Source organism: Pseudomonas sp. MIS38, from assembly GCF_019891575.1.
Lineage (GTDB): Bacteria > Pseudomonadota > Gammaproteobacteria > Pseudomonadales > Pseudomonadaceae > Aquipseudomonas > Aquipseudomonas putida_A.
This window is the reverse complement of record NZ_JAFLXF010000028.1, coordinates 69,572-89,560: the sequence shown is the minus strand read 5'-3', so window position 1 is coordinate 89,560 and position 19,989 is coordinate 69,572. Positions and strand designations below refer to the sequence as shown.

Sequence of the window (19,989 nt, the reverse complement as noted above, 5' to 3'; positions counted from 1 at the left end):
CCTCCCAGCCCCACCCAATCCAGAACCGCCAATGTCTCCTATCTCCGCCACACCCGCCCCACTCTCCCGCCGCTTCTCCGTCGCCCCGATGATGGATTGGACTGATAGGCATTGCAGATACTTCCTACGCCTCCTGTCGAAGAACGCCCTGCTCTACACCGAAATGGTCACCACCGGCGCTCTCCTCAACGGCGATCACGAACGCTTCCTCCGTCACAACGAAGCCGAGCATCCGCTGGCACTACAGCTCGGCGGTAGTGTTCCGCTTGATCTGGCCGCTTGCGCGCGCATGGCCCAGGAGCATGGTTACGACGAGGTGAACCTTAATGTTGGCTGCCCGAGTGATCGGGTGCAGAACAATATGATCGGTGCGTGCCTGATGGGGCATCCGCAGTTGGTGGCGGATTGTGTGAAGGCGATGCGCGATGCGGTGTCGATTCCGGTGACGGTGAAGCATCGGATCGGGATCAATGGGCGGGACAGTTACGCCGAGTTGTGTGATTTCGTCGGTACGGTGCGGGATGCCGGGTGTACCAGTTTTACCGTGCATGCGCGGATTGCGATTCTGGAGGGCTTGTCGCCGAAGGAGAATCGCGACATTCCGCCGTTGCGGTATGACGTGGCGGCGCAGTTGAAGGCGGATTTTCCGGAGCTGGAGATTGTGTTGAACGGCGGGATCAAGACGATGGAGGCCTGCCATGAGCATTTGCAGACCTTTGACGGTGTGATGCTCGGGCGTGAGGCTTATCACAATCCGTATTTGCTGGCGGAGGTCGATCAGCAGTTGTTCGGCAGCAGCGCGCCGGTGATCAGCCGCGCCGAGGCGCTGGCGCAGTTGCGGCCGTATATTGCCGAGCATCTGCAGGCGGGCGGCGCGATGCATCACATCACTCGGCATGTGCTGGGGTTGGGCACCGGGTTCCCGGGGGCGCGCAAGTTCCGCCAGTTGTTGTCGGTGGATATTCACAAGGCCAAGGATCCGCTGGCGCTGCTGGATCAGGCTGGCGAGTTGCTGCAAGGGCGTTGATGCCCTCCTTCCGTAAAACGCGCCAGGCGGGTTGATCCGCCTGGCGTGCGCATCACCCCGCCGCCGCTTCCGTCCAGTTCACCCAGCCAAACACCCACGTCGCCAGAATCAACAAGCCAAACGCGATCCGATACCAGGCGAACGCCGCATAACTGTGGTTGGCGATGAATTTGAGCAGGCCACGCACGGCGATCATGGCGAAGATGAAGGCGATGACGAAACCGAGGGCAAACACTGGTAGGTCGCTGGCCTGGAATAGGTCGCGGTATTTGTAGCCGGAATACACCGCGGCGCCGACCATGGTCGGCATGGCGAGGAAAAACGAGAACTCTGTGGCGGCTTTCCGGGACAAGCCGAACAATAAACCGCCGATGATGGTCGAGCCGGAGCGCGACGTGCCGGGAATCATTGCCAGGCATTGCACGAAACCGATTTTCAACGCGTCTGACCAGCGCATGTCGTCGACATGATCGACGCTCACCACATGGTTGCGCTGTTCGGCCCACAACATGACGATGCCGCCCACCACCAAGGCCATGGCCACAGTGATCGGGTTAAACAGGTATTGATGGATTTTGTCAGCGAACAGTACGCCGAGGACCACCGCCGGCAGGAAAGCTATCAGCAGGTTGAGGGTGAAACGTTGCGCATTGCGTTGGGTGGGCAGTCCTTTGACGATGTCGAAGATCTTCGGGCGAAACTCCCAGACCACGGCCAGGATCGCGCCCAGCTGAATAATGATGTTAAACGCCATCGCGCGTTCGCCGCCGAAGTCCAGCAGGTCGGCGACGATGATCTGGTGGCCGGTACTGGAGATCGGCAAGAACTCGGTCAGGCCTTCTACCGCGCCCAATATCAACACCTGGATAAAGGTCCAGAAATCCATTAATCCTCCGTCAGAGCGCTCTTGATGAGCGACCGGTCAACTGCATTCAGGAATTGAGTATCTGAAGTTAAACAATCGGTATAACGCGACACCCATTGCCTGATCAGGCGACGGAGAATATGTCTTATCAAAAGACACACTCAAGCCATGTTAATAAACGTCCGCCTACGAACTACACGAAAAATATTTAGGGCTATAGTAGAAAAAAGTTCGACTGGCCAATAAAGTGTGATCCAGCTCACATTGTCTCAGGATCGTCGACAGTGGCAATTGGACATGAATAAAGCCATCGCCATAGATTCAAAATAGTGGCACAATTCCACATTGCCACCATGTAACGACTAGTTCACAGCCCCGAGAAAATCAACTAAAAGCTTGAAATGCTTAATTATTGTTAGAAAACTCGGGAGCCACGTCTAAAAATCGCGTGAATGTTACCAATTGTCAGTCACAGATGAGAACCGGTGCTTTAACATCCCGATGTCAGCACCTAATTCGAGTCAAAGCATGATGCTCTCAGGGAACTTGGCGACTAGAAGTCCGCGCCCGACAAACGACGCACCCGGTGTTCTTACTCTGGGTCGTACCCGTGGCGTGGCCGAACATTTCAGGGCGCTGATCGCAAAGCACGTACGCACTGATATGGCACTTGAGGCCAGTTCGTACACTAGTTCCTATAACAATGAACTTTCTGGTTCGTATCGAGCCATCTTCATCGTTATCGACAGTCCGCAAGCGCTGGAAGACAATCTTGCGCTGATCGAGAACCTGCGTTCCGACAACTTGAAACCGATCATTTGCGCGGTCATTACCGGTCGCGGTGCGTTCAACAAGATCAAGTACTTCCTGGCCGGCGCCGACTTCTGTATCAAACTCAATACCCTATCCGACGAGGGCGACGAGTTGCTCGGTGAATTCTTCAACAGTGAAGAATGGCAGCGGGATATCAACCTCACGCTCGACCCCACGCGCATCTGCCTGCAGGGCGGCACCAGCCAGAAACTCGACATCTCGTTCGCCGAGATGAAGATCCTGGAAGCCTTTGCGCAGACCAGCAACCACATTCTCAGCCATGATGAAATCGCCAGCATCATGGGGCTCAATACCAATTTCTACGACCCGAGAGCGCTGGAAAAATCCATCAGCCGCTTGCGTGGAAAAATCAAGGACATGTATGGTACCAATGCGATTCAGAGCATCCGCGGCTACGGCTATCGCCTGATGCGGGGTCTGATATCGACTGCCTGACTCTCGGGCAGCCATTCTCTTTGCATAATCACGAAGGATCGTCATATGCAACCATACAGCTCAAGTTGTACTTCAAATCTACTAATAATCAAGCCATTGAATGAGCACGGCTACACCGAACCATAACAATAAACTTAACAACATAGCAGCAGAACGAGTGGAATTTATCGAGGCCATTTTGGGCCCAGACCCTGCCTGTCGGTTACTTCCAAGGAAGTCATTGCTCGCCTGCCGATTTACCTTTTCGCCCATTTTGGTGCACATTTTAGGAGAGAGACATGGAAACTAGTACAACCCTCCCAAGAAAATATTTTGTCGTCGTGACCAACAGTACAACGTCGCAGCGTGAACTTGAGAGCATTCTGTCCAGCGAGCGCTTCAATTCGTTTGGCACGTCTCAGGCACAAATGTTTATTGAAGGTGCTACTTCGCCCTCTTCCGCTCCCATGCTGATGGAGTTCACTTACCCAAGGGGCACCCGGAAAAACGTTGCCCGCACGATTGAACACGACACCCAGCGCATATTGGCCACCCTCGAATCGGAATGGCTGTCCGCACAATCGGCGAAGCCGTTTCAAAGTGCAGAGAGCGACAACCGCACTGCTGCCATCGAAGACGCCGCCACTTGCAACGAAACCTGGCATCTGGACAACGATCAAGGCGCACTGGTCAAGGAAGGCGTCGAGATCAGCCTTACCGGACTGGAAACCGCGCTGGTGCGCAAAATGCTCCATCACGAAGAACGTGTAGTCAGTCGAGATGACCTGATCCTCAGCATCGGCCGCGAGCCGGAGCAATATCGCGGCCTGGAGATGTGCCTGAGTCGCCTGCAGGACAAGTTCAAAAACGCGAGTAATGGTGAGCGATTGTTCCGTGCCGTAAGAAACCGCGGTTATTGCCTCATTCAGGAAATCGTTGCGTAAATACCGCCGATATCCGCGAACAAAACAAACAGAAAACAGTGCGATTACAAAAACAACAAGAGCACTCTGTTTGGCTTCCCCCCCTGGTAATAATAGCTCCCTGCCTCCACCCCTCCTACAGTAACAAACACAACATAATTTATTCACCCCCCGCTCTGCGACCTTTTCTAACACCCTTGTATTTGATTATTAAAAAGTTGGCACTGTGCCATCTTGTTAGAACTCGTCAGACACCCTCTCCGGCAATAACTTAGTCTATTGATTGACGACAGTTCGGCCTATCGACGTTGTTACCTCAGGACACTCGTCCAATAACAACAACAAGCCTATCTAGCAACTCGGACTTCAACTGTCGAAACCTGAATGGACGTATTTCTGGGGATATCTCATGGAACTTTCTCTACGGATCAATCGAAATAACGGCCTCAAGGGACTTACCTTCTGGGGCCAATGGGCACTGGCGCAGGCTTTCATTGTTGCGTTGTTATTCATACTGGCTGAACGGCAGACCGGCACCGTCGAGTTCTATTACCGCATGTGCGCAACACTGGCGGTATTGGCCTCGGTGCCGGCCTATACGTTCAGCGGCGTGTATCGCAAGCAGGACAATTACCTGACCGGGCTCGGACGTTTGTTCATGGGCTGGTCGATGACCATGGTCGCGCTGGCTTGCATCGCGTTCGTGTGCAAGGCCGATGAGGTGTTCTCCCGCGAGGTGACGCTGAGTTGGGCGGTGTACGGTTTCCTCGGTCAGGCGTTGCTGTACGCACCGTTGCACGCCTTTTCCAAGTACTACCAGCGCTCCCGCACCAGCGCGCAGAAGACCCTGATCGTTGGTACCGGCGAGCTGGCACTGGGTCTGGCGAAGAAGATCAGTCAGGTGGAAAACCTGCCGCTGGTAGGTTTGGTCAGCAATGGCGCGAAGCCGAACCTGGATTCGGATGCGCCGCGTGTGGTCGGTGATCAGGAAGATTTGCTCAAGCTGATCAAAGACCATGACATCCGCCGGTTGTACATCACCCTGCCGCTGGCTGAGGCTGCGAAAATCGAAGCGATGTACGTCGATTTGCTCGGCGCCAACGTCGATGTGGTCTGGGTGCCGGACTTGAACAGTCTGACCCTGCTCAACCACTCGGTGAAGGTCGTGGATGGTCTGCCGGCGATCTGCCTCAACGAAAGTCCGCTGACCAGCCGCCCTACCGCTGCACTGAGCAAGAGTCTGGTGGAAAAAGGCGTGGCGCTGCTGGCGATCATCCTGCTGAGCCCGGTGCTGCTGTTCATCGCGTTGGCGGTGAAGATCAACTCGCCGGGGCCGGTGTTCTTCAAGCAGGATCGCCACGGCTGGAACGGCAAGGTGATTCAGGTCTGGAAATTCCGCTCGATGCGCGTGCACGATGATCGTGAAGTGGTTCAGGCCAGCCGTAATGACTCGCGTATTACTGCGGTCGGGCGCTTCATACGCCGCACCTCGCTGGATGAGCTGCCGCAGTTGTTCAACGTGCTGCAGGGGCAAATGGCCTTGGTCGGCCCGCGCCCGCACGCGGTGGCGCACAACCACTACTACTCGGGGAAAATCCTCGCGTACATGGCTCGTCATCGAATCAAACCGGGTATTACCGGGCTGGCACAGATCAGCGGCTGCCGTGGCGAGACCGACACCATCGACAAGATGCAGCGCCGCGTCGAGATGGACCTGCATTACATCAACAACTGGTCGTTGTGGCTGGATCTGAAAATCCTGGTGAAGACGCCGTTTACGTTGCTGTCTAAAGATATTTATTGATGGGCTGGTGACGAGCCAGGCGATACCGCAAGGGGACGAAAGTCCCCTTTTTTGTGGGCGGGATTTGGGCAGTGGGTCAGGCTGTTGCGAGGGTGGCAGTGCCGACGCCTTCGCGGGCAAGCCCGCTCCCACACGGGATCTCGGTATGGATCGGGATATGCGCTTCACCCCGTTCCACTGTGGGAGCGTGGCTTGCCCGCGAAAGCGGTGGATCAGGCAGCACAGATATTGAATGTGCCGGCGCCTTCGCGAGCAAGCCCTCTCCCACAGGGTCCGGCGGCGTTCACTCAAATCGGGCACACCACAAAATCACTGTGGGAGCTTGCCTGCAAGCGATAGCGGTGGGTCAGGCAGCACAGATGTTGAATGTGCCGGCGCCTTCGCGAGCAAGCCCACTCCCACAGGTCTCAAGGGGGGTTCTCGGGTTTACTCGGTAATCTTCGAGAAGTTGCGATAGAACATGTCACCCTCACGGCTATCGGTCATCGAGTGCAGCTGGAAGCTGCGATTAAGCCTGGCGCCGCCGTCACGGGTCAGGGGGGCCCAGACCAGGTTGGCGCGGCGCATGGTCGACATGCTCATCATTTCGTCGAACGGGATCGACAGGTAGATGCCCTTGTCGAAACTACCCTCCCCGTACTCGGCACTGCCAGCCGTGGTGATCGTCGCCCAGGCACCGAAGCGCACCCCATTGAAGAACTCGCGGGAGATGTCCAGCGTGCCGCCCCAGTCGCCGGCCAAATAACGACCGACGCTGACCGCAGCGAGTGTGTCGTACGGCAAATCGGTGTAGCCGGTGATGTGCCCGGTCCAGACCGAGTAGTCGCGCAGGCCGAAACCCTGGTCGAACTCGCGCTGACGCACATAGTTCAGATCCGCTCCCACCGACCAGCGCTCACCGGTCGGACGGAACAACACCTCACCGCCGACACCGGCAAACATCGACTCCAGATAGCCGCCGTAGACCATGCCATACAGGTCTTTGTCCAACTGCTCGGCATGGCTGACCTGGAACAACGGCATGGTCACTTCCGAGGTGGTCAGGTACTGACGCAAATCGGTACGCACCCGCGGCAGGCCGCTCGGCGCATCGTAAGTGAACTTGTCGAAGTTGTTCACCAGGTTGGCACTGAGCAGACCGTTCCACCAGGTGTTGCGGTTGAAGCGGTACTCGGCGTCCGCGTCGGCACTGAATTGATAGAGCAAACCATCCGGGCCGCCAACGTTCTGTTTGAAACCCAGGCCGACGCCATAATTGAAGTGCTGCGGTGCTTCGCTGTAGAGGGTTTTCTCGTTGTGCGGCATCGCCGGGTTGATCTCGGTGGTGCGGTGCAACGACTCCAGCGGCTCCTCGTTGTTGATCACTTCGCGGAAGGTCTGGCGCGGCACGCTGGTCTCTTCCAGCGGCAGGTCGTAACGCTTGTTGACCACGGTGAACCAGTTGATGTCGTCGTTCACACTGTTGTCGAGAATCCGGCTCGCGCGGCCGACAGCCTTCGACGAATGGAAGTAGCGCTGCTGCTCGCCGTAGACGATCAACTCGGAATCACGCTGACTGATGCGCTCGACCTTGTACCCGGCATTCTGCTGCAAGCGTTGCGACACGTCGGCCCAGTTGACCTGTTCCATCGGCGTGGTCGGCATCTTCGCCGGCAGCGGTTCCGGCGTCGGGTCGTAGGTCTTGGCCGGCGCCTTGCGGCTGACGAAATTGGTGTGGAACGTGATGCCGAACATCGCCGTGTTGCCCCGCTCCCACGCCGCACTGACGTCCACCGAATCGGCCACCTTGAACACCGCGCCGAAGTTGATCGGCGAGTCTTGCTTGATCACGTTGTCCTTCGGCTCGTGCTTGTAATCGTTGCCTTCGTATTCGAGTTTCAGGCTGAGTCGATCCCACGGCGTCTGATAGCTCACACCACCGAAGAACGAAGGCTTGCCACGGAAGTACGAACCGGCGTTGACGTCGCCGGTGCCTTCCAGGGCCGGACGGGTCTTGAAGCGATCATCGAGATAGCCCAGCGGGTTGTCGAGGTCGCCGCGATTACCGAGATAACCCCAGGCAATGCCGGCGCTGAAATCGAAATTATCAAAGCGCTTGTTGGCGACGAAATATTCGCTGGCGAACAAGCCGGTACCGCCAATGTCTCGGAAGCCCAAAGCGACATCGGGGGCCCAGTGGGTTTCCTGCCACAGCCGGACTTTGGCATCGACCGCCTTGTCCTTATAGCTCTGGCTGCCGCTCATCGACTCCGGCCCGTACGGGCGGTTGGTGATCGCGGTGTAGCGGAACGAACCTTCGAGCCAGTCCAGTGGCTGCAACGACACGCTGTAGCGGCTGTAAGGCTCGGTGCGGTTGGCGTTGACGCTCAGCTCTCCGGCCGGGGCCATGCGCGCGGTCGGGGTCTGCAACAGACCGGTGCCGCCGAAATCATTTTGGGTAATACGCGGCTCGGCATGCACCAGACCGCACGGCAATAACAACACAGCTGCAAAACGTAACTTCAACGAACCACCTCAGCCAGCTGCGTGGCAATCAATTCGGCCAACTGCTGATTCAGTTCAGGAACAGGCGGATCCAGATCATCGTTTTTCACCGGCACCAGAATCTTGCTGCCGGCCACGGGGAACTGCCCGCTCTCGCGATTCCAGTGCGCGATACCCACGCGCCGCACCGCACCATTGGGCTGGATCAGCCACAGGTAATCGGCCTCGGCATCGTCCAGCGGCGTACAGCTTTCCAGGTACTCACGCGCCTCCAGCAGCGGCTGATAAGGCAGGTGGCAGGTCTCGGCAACCGCGCCCAGCACTTGCACCTCGTCGACCCGTTTCGGGTAGATCAGCTGATCGCCATCATCGAGTCGAATGTTGCGCGCGAAACCGACTTCCACCGCGACCGGATCGAGGTCCGCCACCTGTCGCCCGGTGACCGGCATTTGCCGCACCTGCTGAGCCAGGCGCAGCGCCAGCGCCGCGCGGCTCGGGCGGTCAAACAACGAAGCCATGCGCTGCAACACATCCAGATCAAACAACACCCCGGCCTTGAGCCGCGCCTGCTGTTCCAGCAACGACTGGCGCAGCAACACGCCGGCCAGCCAGTAACCTTCGGCATTCGGTACGGCCACGCTGATCACGTCGAGCAAGCGCCCGCCCGGCGGCAACTCCACCGGCCCTGGGTTGGCGACATCGCCGCTGACGGTGACCGCTGCCTGACTGATGCCGCTGAGCAACAGCAAACCCGCCGATAACCTCCGCAAGCGCTTCATGGCAGATGCCTGCGATCAGGGGTCAGTTGCACGATGCGCACGCGCATTTGCGCGGTCAGTTGCTGCTCGCTCTGCAGGATGAATCCGTCCAGCGGATCGACCCAGTAATGGTTGGTCGCGCGCAGGCCGATCGCCGGGACGTCGATACGTTCGTCGACACGCAGCACGGTGTATTCCTTGTCGAGAATTTGCAGAGTTTGCGTGGATCGACGGGAGAACCGGCTGTTGACGATCAAGCCGACTTCCTGGCCCTTGTACAGGTCGATCCAGCGCTGACTGGTGAAACCATCGGCGACTTGATGCAGGCCGCGTTTGAACGGCGCGTTATCGGCCAGCCGCGTGCCGTCCAGGTCGCCCTCGACGCCGAGGCCGATGGTGCGCACGGCGAGGCCATCACGCAGCAGCAACACCTGTTTGCCGGAGGCGACCCAGAACTGCAGGTCTTCACGCTCGCGCACCAGCGCCAGCACCCCGGAGCCGGACGGCGTGGTCAGTTTGACTTGCGGATACTTGACCTCGGCCACCTGGGCCGCGCTCACGTCCAGCTCGTCCGGCCCGATCACCGCCGACTTGAGGTTGCGCACCGAGGCGGTCATCAGCGGGTTACAGCCACACAACATCAAGGCCGCCATCAGGCAGACGCCAACTTTCAAGGTTTTCACGGTCGGCCTTATTTGCTGTTGTTACTGAATTCGCTCCAGTTCTTCGCAGCGGAAGCCCCGGTCCCGACAATCGATGCCGACGGCACCAGTTGACTGATGAAGCGGTTCCAGCGCGTGACGTTGGCCGGGCCGACGTAAACCACATCCTGGGGGCGCACTTCAAAGTGCGAAGCGAGTGCCATGGCGGTCGGCGACTGGGCTTCCAGTTGATAGATCTTCGCCGGCTCGACATCGAGGTTTTCCACCCCGCGAATCACGTACACCGCGTTGCCGTTGGAGGTGGTCTGGCTCAAGCCGCCGACCGAACCGAGCACGTCGGATAGGTTCATCGTCGCGGTCTTGAAGCTCAGCGCACGGGGCTGATTGACTTCGCCCATGACGTAGATGCGCTTGTTGTCGTTGTACGGCAGATACAGCTGATCGCCGCCCTTGAGGAAGACGTGCTGCAACTCGGAATCCTGCTGGTTGAGCGAGTCGAGATTGAGCGGATACACCCGGCCATTGCGCGTCAGCAGCAGGCCCGACAAGTCGGCGTTGTTGGTGTCGATGCCGGCAGTACCGAGGGCTTCGACCACGCTCAGCGGGTTGGTGGAAATCGGTTGTGGCCCGGCCTTGGCCACGGCGCCGGAAACCACCACTTTCTGACTGGCGAAACGCAGCACCGCGACATCCACCTGCGGCTCGGCGATGAACGCCGACAGCCGGGTTTCGATGTCCGAGCGCAGCTGTTGAATAGTCTTGCCGGCCGCCTGCACTTCCTTGATGAACGGGTAGTACAGCGTGCCATCGGAGCGCACCAGTCGACCGTTGGCGTCGATCTGCTGTTGTGCCCCCGATGGCGCGGTCAGCTCCGGGTGATCCCAGACCGTGATGTACAGCACATCGTTGCTGCCGATGCGGTATTCCGCAGGCGTTGCCAACAGTTCCGACGGTACCGTCTCACGCTTCTGCGTGGCACGGGTCATCGAGATTAGCTTGGGCGTGATCGGAATCAGCTCGACCCGACTGCTTTCGCTGGCGCCCTGGCGCGTGATGTCGCCGGTGCTCAGGTATTGGCCGGGGGAAAACATGCAACCTTGCAAAGCGATACTTGCCAACAGCAAAAGAGAAAAACTACGAGTCATAATGGCACTACGCTATTCAAGGGCGAATCTAAAAATAAAGTCACCCGACTTGCGTCGGGCGACCCTGTACTGCACTAACAAATGTTCCTGTTAGTTGTGCGTGCCGGTGGTGCCGGTAGTACCGGTGGTGCCAGTGGTACCGCCGTTGGCACTTCCGCCGCTGTTGGACGCCGCGACTGCACTGGCAACCATTGCAGTACTGGCAGCAGGCGCTGTAGAAGCCGCCACACTGCCAGATACATTGGTCACCGCAGTTAGCGGTGCTTCAGCAGCGGACGCCCAGTTGTTCAACATCGTCAACAGGGCAATCGCCATCACTTTTTTCATATCGACTCCTTTCTAACATTCGACCTGTTAAAAACCGGTCTTTGTTAGCGGTGGTAGCGTTCAAGTCCGCGAAAAGCGCGAACAAGATCCGTCGTTCTTTCACAGTCTTACCCAACTGATAAAAGTCGAACGGCAGGTTTATATCTACGGACTTGCAAAAGGCATTTCCAGCGTATTTTCCCGACGATATCTAACAGCTGACCGAAACTAACATTCAGTATTAGAACGACATCATTCGAGATAACCGCGCGGATGATTCGATTGCCAGCGCCAGGTATCGGTGACCATGTCCTGCAGACTGCGCGTGGCTTTCCAGCCGAGTTCTTTTTGCGCTTTCGAGGCGTCGGCCCAGCTCTCGGCAATGTCACCGCTGCGACGCGGCATCACCCGATACGGCACCGGACGTCCACTGGCCTGTTCGAAGGCATGCAGCACTTGCATCACGCTGTAGCCGTCGCCGGTGCCAAGGTTCCAGGTATGAATGCCCGGACGGTCGGCAATCGATTGCAAGGCTTTGAGATGGCCATCGGCGAGGTCGACGACGTGGATGTAATCGCGCACTCCGGTGCCATCGATCGTCGGGTAATCGTCGCCGAAAATCGACAGTTCCTGCAGGCTGCCGACCGCGACCTGGCTGATGTATGGCAGCAGGTTATTGGGAATGCCGCTGGGGTCTTCGCCCATATGCCCGCTGTGATGCGCGCCGATCGGGTTGAAGTAACGCAGCAAGGCGATGCTCCAGCGCGGCTCGGCCTGGCTCAGGTCGCGCAGCACGTTCTCGACGATCAGCTTGGATTGACCGTAAGGATTGGTCGGAATGCCGGTGGGGAAATCCTCGCGGATCGGCATCTGCTCAGGCTCGCCATACACCGTGGCCGAAGAGCTGAACACCAGCCGGAACACCCCGGCCGCCGCCATCGCCTGACACAGCGTAATGCTGCCGCCAACGTTGTTCTCGTAGTAATCCAGCGGCTTGCGCACGCTCTCGCCGACGGCTTTGAGCCCGGCAAAATGCAGCACCGCGTCGATCGCATGCTCGCGGAAAATCCGGTCGAGCAACGCCCGGTCGCAGACATCGCCGCGAATCATCAGCGCGCTTTTGCCGCAGATACCTTCTATCGCGTGCAATGCCGCATCGCTGCTGTTGCAAAGATTATCCAGTACAACAACTTCATAACCTGCTTCAAGCAGCGCAAGTGTGGTGTGCGAGCCGATATAGCCGGCGCCACCCGTTACCAGAATCTTCATAGCGCGGTCCGTCATTGGATAAGTGACAAGTAGCCTGTCAAGTCCCTTTCATTGAATCTGTGGCGCACCACACAAATAAGGACGACAACAGTCTTAAACAAAATTAGTTCAACCACTGGCAATAAATATTTCTGCAGGTCAAACTGTATTGCCCGGTACTTATTAGCACCCCAAGTACACTCATCACTATCAACAGATACCGACTAAAAATAACTAATAACGCCTTAACCGACATCTCATAACATTGTCATGTTTTACCCCCTGCGCTAATTGCCATTAACAACCTGACTCAGGTATTAAAGTACTCGCTCAATAATCATTGAAACTTGTGCGCCTTGATAAGTGCGCGCATCCGTTGCCTGTGTTCCATGACTGTCCAGGATACTTTTATGATTCGTAAATGTTTGTTCCCCGCTGCCGGTTACGGCACGCGTTTCTTGCCGGCGACCAAAGCCATGCCCAAAGAAATGCTGCCGATCGTCAACAAGCCGTTGATCGAATACGCCGTTGAAGAAGCACGGGACGCCGGCCTGCAACACATGGCCATCGTCACCGGTCGGGGCAAGCGTGCGCTGGAAGACCACTTCGACATCAGCTACGAACTCGAACACCAGATCCGCGGCACCGAGAAAGAGAAGTTCCTCGCCGGCACCCGCGAGCTGATCGACACCTGCACCTTCTCCTACACCCGTCAGGTGGAAATGAAGGGCCTCGGTCACGCGATTCTCAGCGGCCGCCCGTTGATCGGCGATGAACCTTTCGCCGTGGTGCTGGCCGATGACCTGTGCCTGAACCTGGAAGGTGACGGCGTGCTGTCGCAGATGATCCAGCTGTACAAGAGATTCCGCTGCTCGATCGTCGCCATCCAGGAAGTCCCGGCCGACCAGACCCACAAGTACGGGGTGATCGCCGGCGAGCTGATCTCCGACGGCATCTACCGGGTCAATAACATGGTGGAAAAACCGGCGCCGCAGGACGCGCCGTCGAACCTGGCGATCATCGGCCGCTACATCCTCACCCCGGACATCTTCGACCTGATCGCCGACACCCAACCGGGCAAGGGCGGCGAGATCCAGATCACCGACGCGCTGATGAAACAGGCGCAGAACGGTTGCGTGCTGGCTTACAAGTTCAAGGGCCTGCGCTTTGACTGCGGCGACGCCGAGGGTTACCTGCAGGCAACCAACTTCTGCTACGACAACGTCTACCTCAAGGGCCGCTGAGACGGTCCCCGCCCACTTCTCTTTTCAGGAGGCAACCCATGAACATGGCACAGCATGCAGCAGAGATTGAACGGGAGGTGGGCAACCTCGGGGTGGTCAGCTGGCTGTCACACCATCAGCCGTTGCCCAGCGCCAACGAGTCATGGCTGGGCAGTATTTTGCTGGTGGAACGCATCGGCATGTTTCCCTCGTCCGGCGACATTCGCCGCACGCTGGCGGATCCCTATCCCCTGCTCGCCCATCTGAAACAACTGTATGCCGAGCAGGCGCTGGAAATGGACGATCGTGATGGCCTGAAGGTGATCTTCAGCGACTGGCGCTTCCGCGTACGCCTGTGCTGCAACGAGCCGGCGATCATCATCAATGTCGAGACGCGGTGTGCCACGCAACTGATGCCGCAGAAAACGGCTGAGCTCCTGAGCCAGATAGATAACTTCAAATAAAACACGCCCCTGTAGGAGCTGCGGCACGCTGCGATCTTTTGATTTCTTTTTCAAGATCAAAAGATCGCAGCCTTCGACAGCTCCTACAGGGGTTTCGTTGGGTCGCAACTGTCCGCGTTGATGCCACTGACGATCCAGCGATAGAAGTAATCGGCAATCACTTTCCCGCCCGTGGCCGGCTGCGGATGAATCTTGTCCGGGCCGATCATCGCCGCCGCATAGCGTTTGACGTCAGGGCCGAACGCGCATTGCAGATTGGCAAAACCCAGCTGCTGCTCGTGCGCCCACGGCTGCAAGACCTGTGCATACGCCGACATCGGATAGGTGCTGGAACGCGTGGTGTCCTGACGCATGATCAGGTTGATGCTCGCCGCCGGTTGGATCTCGCGGATCATCGCCACCAGGCCCTGAACGTTGTGCAGGTATTGTTCGGGTTTGACCCCGAAGCCCTGATCGTTGCCGCCGAGCATGATCAGGTAAACGTCGGCGGGGATCTTCGACACGGCGGCTTTCCACTGCACCTGCCATTGCGGGTTCTGGTGATAGAAATCCGCGGATGCCGCGCCCGAGGCCGCCAGTTTTGAAACCCGCACGCCGTGCTGATCGTTGCTCAGCCACAGGCCAAACAAGGTCGGTGCGCCCTTCACCACTTCCAGTTTGAATGACCAGTCTGGCGCTGAAGAGAGACCTGTAAGCGGTACTTCCTGAACGCCCAAACCCTTGAGCGTCAATGGCTGCCAGTCTTCCGAGGGTGTCCAACGGTAGCGCAGCTCACTGGCTTCGCCGTTGCCCAGATAGAGCAATTTCGCCTGGGTGACTTGGGTGTCGATGGCCGGTGTCGGGCTGGCATCGATTTGCAACCAGGCACCGGGCTTGCCGGTCACCGTGCGGCTGTCGGGGCTGGCTTGGCCGAGGCCGGACACTTGCCAGCCACCACCGAAGTATTTTTCGCCGCTGCGGGTGTATTTGAAATGCGTGCCGCCCAGCGCGGCGCCGTGGTTGAAACCGACGTAACCGGGGCCGGCAAAACCGACTTCGCCGGCCACGCGCTGTACCAGTTTGTTCAGGTAGAAATCCTGCCCGGCGCTGTAGCTGTCGCCGATCACCGAGACCGACAAGACCTTCCCGGCCTTGCCTTCGCGCCACTGCGCAAAGCGCTCGCGGGCATCGCCTACTTCCACCACCGACGCTGCGACGGGCTGAGCGTCATTTACTGCCAACATGCATTATTTCCTTCAGTCTGGAATGGCCCCTTCGCGAGCAAGCCCGCTCCCACATTGGATCTCGGCAACTCACACAATCCCTGTGGGAGCGGGCTTGCTCGCGAAGCTTTTCAGCTATTGGTCTGCACCACCGGGGTAACGCTCGCCAGCGGTTTTTTCTTCGCCGCACGTTCCCCGAGAAACAGCACCGAAGTGACATTGAAGCGGCTGAAAATCATCGACAGCACCACCGGCCCCAACAGACCAAACAGCAGTCCGCTGAGCACCAGAATGCTTTCGTCTTTCACCCCCAGCCGCCCCATGACAAACCGCGAAGTCGCCGCGAACAGCACATGGAACAGAAAGATCGCGTAAGAGTAGCCGCCCAGCCAGGTCAGCCACTTCGAGCGCATGTCACTCGACAGCAAAGCAATGCAGGACACACACCCCACGGTCAGACCGATCAGGCTGCGGCGGTCGACGATCAACTCACGATCAATCGCCGCCACGTACAGCAGCGTCAACGAAATCAACACAAACACCAGCGGCCCGATCACCTTGAACCGTTGCTTCAACGCCTCGACATTTTCCTGGCCGATCATCCCCGCCACAAAGAACGGCAGCAGGTAAATCGCGCCATTGATGCCGAACGCATCGAGCTTGAACGGCGGCAACAGAAACACCGCCGCAGCGAAGGCGAACAGCAGATACAAGCGCGTCATCGAGCGCAGCATCCCGCGCCATTCCAGCAGGCCGACGAACATGAAAATGATGAACACCGCCTGCAGGAACCAGAAGTGATTGACCGGCACCCAGAACGACAACAAGGCATCGATCACGCCGACATCCTTGTTCACCCCCGGCCCCACCGCCTGCAACACCGAGAACGGCACGCCGACGCAAAACAGCGGCACGATCAGCCGTCGTACCTTGCCGCTGAAGAATGCGGAAAAGTCATTGCCACGGATTTTGTAGATCGAATAGATGTAGCCGGAAATGAAGGTGAACAGCGGCATGCGCACGTACACCATCGAGTCGGCGATCACCCGGAACGGTGAGCCGAGATCGATCTTCAGGCCTCCGCCCAACGGGCCAATGACGTGATAGAGCACCAGCAGCAGGCACGCCAGGCCACGCAGGGTTTCGATCTCCAGCGATTTTTTCTTGCTCGACATACAGCACCTGCCTCAATTCAGAACTCGTGATTCAACCCGCACCGGTTTGTTCGCGCGCAACATCAGACCCAAGCCGACAAACAACACCGGCACCACCATGGAAAAGTGCCGGGCGAAGGAGCCGAAGTCCGGTTCGAACAACCCCTGCACCAGCAGGAACGCCAGCGGAATCGCGATCAGTTCCTTGGGTTTGGTTTCGATCGGCGCGCCTTTGTAATCGGTGGAGGTGATGACTTTGAACAGCAGCAGCGCAGTCATGATCATCAGCGCCACAAAGATCACCTGGCCCGGCCCGGACAACAGAATCAGCTCCACCGGGAACGACAGCCGAAAGAAGATGATCATCGAGTCCAGCGCCTGGGAAACGAAGTCACTGCCGCTGAGCCACGAGACGATCAACGATTTCGAACCCTCCTCCCCGGCCGTGCGCAACTCGTTGTTGCTGGCGCGAATCGACGACACCGGAAACCCCAACGCCAGCTGAATCGCCATGGCCACCGCCAGATAAAACAGGAACAGCATCAGGAAAAAGGTGAAGCGCGACACGTACTTTTTCATCACGCAGACGCCGACCCACGACAACGAAAACAGAATCCAGTAAGGCCGGATCAGCACGCCGTAGATCACCGCCGACAGAAAAAATCCGCCGCGGTATTTGCGCGTCAGCGAGCTGAACAAGATGCTCAGCACCGCCACCGAAACGATGATTTCCTTGGTCAGGTTTTCCAGAAAGAACGAACGCACAATTCCCCACAGGCACAGGGTGCCGAAGATCGCCAGCGGCATGCGCCGGAACACCACTACCGGAATCGCCGTGAGGAAGAAATTGCAGAACATCCCGTAGGCCCAGGCGTTGGTGAGATTGATCCCGGTGGGCCGCAGCAGGAACGCCGAACACTCGTAGGAGGAGCGATCCGGCGAGAACGGATTCCAGAAATTGCAGTTGTCGGCGCGGGCGTAGGACGACCACAAGGTCATGGCATCCGGGCCCGGAGCGCGCGGGATCAGCAGCGGCATCGCCACCGACAGAAACAGCCCGGTGAACAGAATCAGGAACGACAGCGAAGAATCGAGTTTGCGGCCGCGAAACTCGATGCACGGCAACTTCAACCCCATGCCAGCGCCCCTTTGGCACGGGTCGCCCGAGTCAATACGGCGATCACCCCGAGCTGCACGATAATCGCGAAGACATTGCCCCACGCCGCGCCATAAATCGAATAGTGTTTGATCAGCAGGTAACTGACCGGCACCGACACCAGCAGGCAAATGGCCGCGCTGGCGAATGACACCCGACTGTTTTTCGAAGCGATAAGACCGCCCCAGACGATGTCGCCGATGGCCCGCAGGGCAAAGGAAAAAATCAGTACACCGAGGATCGCGTTATCCGGACGCGGCACGCTGCTGGCGACGTAATCGAGCACCACGTTGAAGAACAGATAGATCAGCACCGCCACCGCCGCCGACACCAGCAGCGAGCGCATCACCCATTTGTTGACAAACAAATGGGTGACCGTGAACGCCTGCTGATCCGCCTGAAACCGCTTGGCCAGCACCGGAATCCCCACCACCGCCACCACCGCGTAGGACAGCGCCTGCAAAGTGTTCGCCGCAGACCACGCGTACACATATTTACCCAAGCTGGCGTAGGGCTCGAGATCGGCAATCAGGAAGCGCTCGACGGACTGACTCAAGGCGATCAACCCCGTGCCGAAATAAAACGGCAACCCGGCTTTCCACACGGTCGCGGTTGTCAGTGCTTCGCTGACCCGGCCCTTGTGCACGTTCACCACGATCAGGTAACCAGCGACGATCACCAACACGTTGGCGGCCACCCACAGCCACAGCACACTGGCAATGCCGGAGACCCAGTCGAGCATCATCCCGCCCACCGCCAGCAGCGCCCAGAGACCGGTCTTGATGAAGAACAGCAGCGCGCCCGCGGTGGCTTTCTGCGCAGAAAACACGAACGAGTTGATCTCGAACGACAGGTGTTCGGTGAGCAGCACCAGCGTCACGCAAAGGATCAGCGCGGTGCTCGCCTCGACCTGCTGAAACAGCGAGTAAATCCCCACCGTGACCAGCGACAGCAGCAGCCCCACCGCCAGGTACAGCAACAGGACTTTGTCGACCACCCGCCGCGAGCTGCCGCCAACGCTGATCAGCCGATTGATCTCGGAACTGAAACCAACGCTGTAGAACTTCGAAGCGATCAGCGACGCCGCGACCACCACGCCATAAAACCCCAGCGCTTCGTAGCCCAGGTAATGGGTGATGGCCAACACCAGCAGAAACTTCGCGCCCAAGGCTCCGCCGCGCAGCAGCAAGCGAAATATCATCGAACGACGCCTTTGATGATCTCGTCCATCATCACCGTCTTGGCTTCGATTTCGCGGCAGGTATCGGTCAGGCGCTTGCCGAAATTCGACAGCGCGTTCGGCGCGTAAACGGTGTCGATGATCTGGTCGACATTGATGTCGCCACCGTTGATCACCCAGTCTTCCACGCCCATGTCCTGATAGGCGCCAAAGCCTTTGCGCTCATAGCTGATGTGGTACGCCGGGACACCGGACAGCAGCGACTCGATGGCGCCGTGCAGACGCACCGAGATCACCAGGTCCGGCTGATATTTGGCAATCGTCGCCTTCAACGACAGCAGGTCCTCGGTGATGCCCAGTTCGCGATAGAACGCACCGTCATCGTTGCCGCGAACGGCGCTCTGCACCGCGCAGACCACTTTGCTTTTGTTCTTCAGGCGCTGCAGCAGCAACTTCAGGTTGGCGACGTAGGCGACCTTCTTGTCCTTGCTCCACTCCGGCGGCTTGCGCAGCACCACGCACACAGTGGCCGGCGACGCGGCACAGCGGGTGAACTTCGGCTGCTGAAGAATCTTGCTGGCCAACGACTGCACCGCCAGATCCGGCGCGCGGTAGACGTTTTCACAGGCATCGAACATTGCCGAGGAGCGGTTATCGCGCACGAACACCGCGTCAGCGCTGGCGTAGTGATCGACGATCTTGCGGCTCTCGCCATGGAACGGACCGATGCTTTGCGGCAGGTACACCGACGGCACTTTGCTGAGGATCGCCGTTTCCAGTTGCTTGGCGTGGCCGAGTTTCAGCTTGATGTGTTCGAAGGCGCTTTTGGAGCGCATGTAGCCGCCACCGACGCCGACGATCAGATCGGTCTTGCGCAACAGATCCGCCAGTCCGGCATACGACTGATTGAGGAACACCGCCTGCTTGACCCGCCCCAGGCCCTTGGCCGCCATCACCGGCGCATCGAAACGCGGGTGCGGCAGGTAGGCGAAAGACTGCGGGTCGGACGCCACGACATTGATCGCGGTGTCTTCGCCAAAGTTGCGCTGCACCAACGCGATGGCCAGATCGACGAGCAGGCCGTCACCGGAGTTGGACGCACTGTAGCCATGCAAAATCGTTACGTTCATAAGCTGAGTT

General features: G+C 58.3%; 18 protein-coding genes. 6 read left to right on the top strand and 12 right to left on the bottom strand.

Annotation, left to right across the window (positions count from 1 at the left end):
* Positions 1-31: 31 nt before the first annotated feature.
* A complete protein-coding gene (gene dusA, locus J1G18_RS25300) occupies positions 32-1,027 on the top strand; it encodes a tRNA dihydrouridine(20/20a) synthase DusA (protein ID WP_123588481.1) in 996 nt (331 codons plus the stop codon).
* Positions 1,028-1,079: 52 nt separating this feature from the next.
* Here dusA and J1G18_RS25295 read toward each other — a convergent pair whose 3' ends face one another.
* Positions 1,080-1,913, bottom strand: coding sequence for an undecaprenyl-diphosphate phosphatase (locus tag J1G18_RS25295; RefSeq protein WP_027611490.1), 834 nt, complete (start codon positions 1,911-1,913; stop codon positions 1,080-1,082).
* A 507-nt stretch (positions 1,914-2,420) separates the two neighbouring features.
* On the opposite strand from J1G18_RS25295, the gene J1G18_RS25290 reads away from it, so the two are divergent.
* From J1G18_RS25290 to J1G18_RS25280, 3 genes are all read left to right on the top strand, one after another.
* Positions 2,421-3,161 (top strand): winged helix-turn-helix domain-containing protein, encoded by a 741-nt coding sequence (locus J1G18_RS25290; RefSeq protein WP_098964760.1) that lies wholly within the window; start codon positions 2,421-2,423, stop codon positions 3,159-3,161.
* A gap of 278 nt (positions 3,162-3,439) precedes the next feature.
* The gene (locus J1G18_RS25285; RefSeq protein ID WP_027611488.1) at positions 3,440-4,084 is read left to right on the top strand and encodes a transcriptional regulator; all 645 of its coding nucleotides are present in this window, start codon (positions 3,440-3,442) and stop codon (positions 4,082-4,084) included.
* Between the two features lie 388 nt (positions 4,085-4,472).
* Positions 4,473-5,867: an undecaprenyl-phosphate glucose phosphotransferase gene (locus J1G18_RS25280; RefSeq protein ID WP_098964762.1), complete on the top strand. Its 1,395-nt coding sequence runs from the start codon at positions 4,473-4,475 to the stop codon at positions 5,865-5,867.
* A 426-nt stretch (positions 5,868-6,293) separates the two neighbouring features.
* On the opposite strand, the gene J1G18_RS25275 is transcribed toward J1G18_RS25280, so the two are convergent.
* The 6 genes from J1G18_RS25275 to galE form a co-directional block, all read right to left on the bottom strand.
* Entirely contained in the window at positions 6,294-8,372 is a 2,079-nt protein-coding gene (locus J1G18_RS25275; RefSeq protein ID WP_123588486.1) for a YjbH domain-containing protein, read from the bottom strand.
* Positions 8,369-9,130 (bottom strand): capsule biosynthesis GfcC family protein, encoded by a 762-nt coding sequence (locus J1G18_RS25270; RefSeq protein ID WP_098964766.1) that lies wholly within the window; start codon positions 9,128-9,130, stop codon positions 8,369-8,371. The genes J1G18_RS25275 and J1G18_RS25270 overlap by 4 nt, the downstream gene beginning before the upstream one ends.
* Entirely contained in the window at positions 9,127-9,792 is a 666-nt protein-coding gene (locus J1G18_RS25265) for a YjbF family lipoprotein (protein WP_041074034.1), read from the bottom strand. The genes J1G18_RS25270 and J1G18_RS25265 overlap by 4 nt, the downstream gene beginning before the upstream one ends.
* Before the next feature lie 8 nt (positions 9,793-9,800).
* Entirely contained in the window at positions 9,801-10,862 is a 1,062-nt protein-coding gene (locus J1G18_RS25260; RefSeq protein WP_096797780.1) for a polysaccharide biosynthesis/export family protein, read from the bottom strand.
* Positions 10,863-11,006: 144 nt separating this feature from the next.
* Positions 11,007-11,243 (bottom strand): hypothetical protein, encoded by a 237-nt coding sequence (locus tag J1G18_RS25255; protein WP_223009037.1) that lies wholly within the window; start codon positions 11,241-11,243, stop codon positions 11,007-11,009.
* Between the two features lie 231 nt (positions 11,244-11,474).
* Positions 11,475-12,491 carry a UDP-glucose 4-epimerase GalE gene (galE, locus tag J1G18_RS25250; RefSeq protein ID WP_103368819.1) on the bottom strand — a complete coding sequence of 339 codons (1,017 nt, stop codon included), beginning with the start codon at positions 12,489-12,491 and terminating at the stop codon, positions 11,475-11,477.
* A gap of 389 nt (positions 12,492-12,880) precedes the next feature.
* Between galE and galU the strand changes: the two genes are divergently transcribed.
* Together galU and J1G18_RS25240 are read left to right on the top strand one after the other, a co-directional pair.
* The gene (gene galU / locus J1G18_RS25245; RefSeq protein ID WP_223009035.1) at positions 12,881-13,714 is read left to right on the top strand and encodes a UTP--glucose-1-phosphate uridylyltransferase GalU; all 834 of its coding nucleotides are present in this window, start codon (positions 12,881-12,883) and stop codon (positions 13,712-13,714) included.
* 38 nt (positions 13,715-13,752) lie between these two features.
* Positions 13,753-14,157 (top strand): mannose-1-phosphate guanylyltransferase, encoded by a 405-nt coding sequence (locus tag J1G18_RS25240; protein ID WP_134786935.1) that lies wholly within the window; start codon positions 13,753-13,755, stop codon positions 14,155-14,157.
* An 83-nt stretch (positions 14,158-14,240) separates the two neighbouring features.
* Here the strand turns inward: J1G18_RS25240 and J1G18_RS25235 are convergent, their stop codons facing one another.
* The 5 genes from J1G18_RS25235 to J1G18_RS25215 all read right to left on the bottom strand — a co-directional run bounded on the left by J1G18_RS25235 (position 14,241) and on the right by J1G18_RS25215 (position 19,979).
* Entirely contained in the window at positions 14,241-15,380 is a 1,140-nt protein-coding gene (locus J1G18_RS25235; protein WP_223009034.1) for an SGNH/GDSL hydrolase family protein, read from the bottom strand.
* Between the two features lie 110 nt (positions 15,381-15,490).
* Complete coding sequence (locus tag J1G18_RS25230; protein WP_223009032.1) at positions 15,491-16,534, bottom strand: acyltransferase family protein; 1,044 nt, start codon at positions 16,532-16,534, stop codon at positions 15,491-15,493.
* 12 nt (positions 16,535-16,546) lie between these two features.
* Positions 16,547-17,650, bottom strand: coding sequence for a hypothetical protein (locus tag J1G18_RS25225; RefSeq protein ID WP_003226536.1), 1,104 nt, complete (start codon positions 17,648-17,650; stop codon positions 16,547-16,549).
* The gene (locus J1G18_RS25220; protein WP_223009030.1) at positions 17,641-18,870 is read right to left on the bottom strand and encodes a polysaccharide biosynthesis C-terminal domain-containing protein; all 1,230 of its coding nucleotides are present in this window, start codon (positions 18,868-18,870) and stop codon (positions 17,641-17,643) included. Before J1G18_RS25220 ends, J1G18_RS25225 begins: the two co-directional genes overlap by 10 nt.
* Positions 18,867-19,979 carry a polysaccharide pyruvyl transferase family protein gene (locus J1G18_RS25215; protein ID WP_097088582.1) on the bottom strand — a complete coding sequence of 371 codons (1,113 nt, stop codon included), beginning with the start codon at positions 19,977-19,979 and terminating at the stop codon, positions 18,867-18,869. Before J1G18_RS25215 ends, J1G18_RS25220 begins: the two co-directional genes overlap by 4 nt.
* Positions 19,980-19,989: the final 10 nt, after the last annotated feature.

Excerpts from the sequence above, each read along its gene's own strand:
- dusA (WP_123588481.1), top strand. The coding sequence starts at position 32 with ATGTCTCCTATCTCCGCCACACCCGCCCCACTCTCCCGCCGCTTCTCC.
- J1G18_RS25295 (WP_027611490.1), bottom strand. The coding sequence starts at position 1,913 with ATGGATTTCTGGACCTTTATCCAGGTGTTGATATTGGGCGCGGTAGAA.
- J1G18_RS25290 (WP_098964760.1), top strand. The coding sequence starts at position 2,421 with ATGATGCTCTCAGGGAACTTGGCGACTAGAAGTCCGCGCCCGACAAAC.
- J1G18_RS25285 (WP_027611488.1), top strand. The coding sequence starts at position 3,440 with ATGGAAACTAGTACAACCCTCCCAAGAAAATATTTTGTCGTCGTGACC.
- J1G18_RS25280 (WP_098964762.1), top strand. The coding sequence starts at position 4,473 with ATGGAACTTTCTCTACGGATCAATCGAAATAACGGCCTCAAGGGACTT.
- J1G18_RS25270 (WP_098964766.1), bottom strand. The coding sequence starts at position 9,130 with ATGAAGCGCTTGCGGAGGTTATCGGCGGGTTTGCTGTTGCTCAGCGGC.
- J1G18_RS25260 (WP_096797780.1), bottom strand. The coding sequence starts at position 10,862 with ATGTTTTCCCCCGGCCAATACCTGAGCACCGGCGACATCACGCGCCAG.
- J1G18_RS25255 (WP_223009037.1), bottom strand. The coding sequence starts at position 11,243 with ATGAAAAAAGTGATGGCGATTGCCCTGTTGACGATGTTGAACAACTGG.
- galE (WP_103368819.1), bottom strand. The coding sequence starts at position 12,491 with ATGAAGATTCTGGTAACGGGTGGCGCCGGCTATATCGGCTCGCACACC.
- galU (WP_223009035.1), top strand. The coding sequence starts at position 12,881 with ATGATTCGTAAATGTTTGTTCCCCGCTGCCGGTTACGGCACGCGTTTC.
- J1G18_RS25240 (WP_134786935.1), top strand. The coding sequence starts at position 13,753 with ATGAACATGGCACAGCATGCAGCAGAGATTGAACGGGAGGTGGGCAAC.
- J1G18_RS25235 (WP_223009034.1), bottom strand. The coding sequence starts at position 15,380 with ATGTTGGCAGTAAATGACGCTCAGCCCGTCGCAGCGTCGGTGGTGGAA.
- J1G18_RS25230 (WP_223009032.1), bottom strand. The coding sequence starts at position 16,534 with ATGTCGAGCAAGAAAAAATCGCTGGAGATCGAAACCCTGCGTGGCCTG.
- J1G18_RS25225 (WP_003226536.1), bottom strand. The coding sequence starts at position 17,650 with ATGGGGTTGAAGTTGCCGTGCATCGAGTTTCGCGGCCGCAAACTCGAT.
- J1G18_RS25220 (WP_223009030.1), bottom strand. The coding sequence starts at position 18,870 with ATGATATTTCGCTTGCTGCTGCGCGGCGGAGCCTTGGGCGCGAAGTTT.
- J1G18_RS25215 (WP_097088582.1), bottom strand. The coding sequence starts at position 19,979 with ATGAACGTAACGATTTTGCATGGCTACAGTGCGTCCAACTCCGGTGAC.